Below are 931 nucleotides of genomic sequence, written 5' to 3'. Positions count from 1 at the left end.
GCCTCGTGTGGATGGAATAGAAATTAAATCTTTTTCTATTTTTTTTAATGAACCAGAAAAACTATTCCAGGTAGCCTTTTCATCTAACAGTTTCTTTACAGTTGATTTTGATAAACAAGTAAAGTTACCAAATTTTATTGATTGTCCAGTAAATGCTAAAGTTAAGAATTTGTGAAATTGGTAACATAATTGAAAAAATAAACCTTCAGATCTCTTAACTCTTTCACCAATAATTGACTTTTCGTCTGATTGTTCTGAAAGTTGAATAAAATTTTTAATTTCTTCAGGTCTATCTTCTCCATCACCATCCATTGGAATAACAAAATCGAAATCTTTTTTTTCAAAGATATATTTTAAACCAGAAGCAATGCATCTTGCGTGTCCTCTGTTTTCTTTCATGTTTATTATTTCAAAAGAACTAATGTTTTCAATATTTGGATAAGTATCAATTATCTGTTGTGATGAAGCATCATTTATTACAACTAAAGATATCTCATGATTTAAATCTTTTATTTCAGAATTAATATTTTCTACCAATAACTTTAAAGATTCTCTGTCGTTATAAATTGGAATTAAAACTACATATTTCATCTATCTTGATCCTACACAAATACTATCAAGGCACATATAATCTTTCAATTGATCAAGCTTTTCTCTTTCAACAAAACCCTCCCAAACTGGTCTAGATTTTAAATGATAAGATAAATTTCCAGCGTTCCATTCATCACCTAAAACTACATTTATTTCTGACACGAATTGTTGATCCCAAGCATATTGAGTTTTTATTGCATTTTCTTTACCCATATAATCAGTTCTTTTATCATCATTTGAAATTGAAACATAAGCGTAAAGTCCTGGTGATAAAAAGAAAAAGAACATAAATCCAATCATGAATGGTTTTAATTTTTTAAGATTAATTTGAGCTTGAAAC

Annotated in this window: 1 protein-coding gene and 1 pseudogene; both read right to left on the bottom strand. The window is 27.8% G+C overall.

Going from position 1 to position 931, the window contains the following annotated elements:
- Positions 1-591 (bottom strand): glycosyltransferase (locus AMN88_RS02295; protein ID WP_075536235.1); only part of this gene is annotated, 591 nt, incomplete at its 3' end.
- Positions 592-931: pseudogene (locus tag AMN88_RS04580) on the bottom strand (glycosyltransferase family 39 protein); the annotation flags it as partial.

This window comes from Candidatus Pelagibacter communis (assembly GCF_001180165.1).
In the GTDB taxonomy this organism is placed as follows: domain Bacteria; phylum Pseudomonadota; class Alphaproteobacteria; order Pelagibacterales; family Pelagibacteraceae; genus Pelagibacter; species Pelagibacter ubique_P.
The sequence above is the reverse complement of the archived record's forward strand: the minus strand, read 5'-3'. Positions and strand labels throughout refer to the sequence as shown.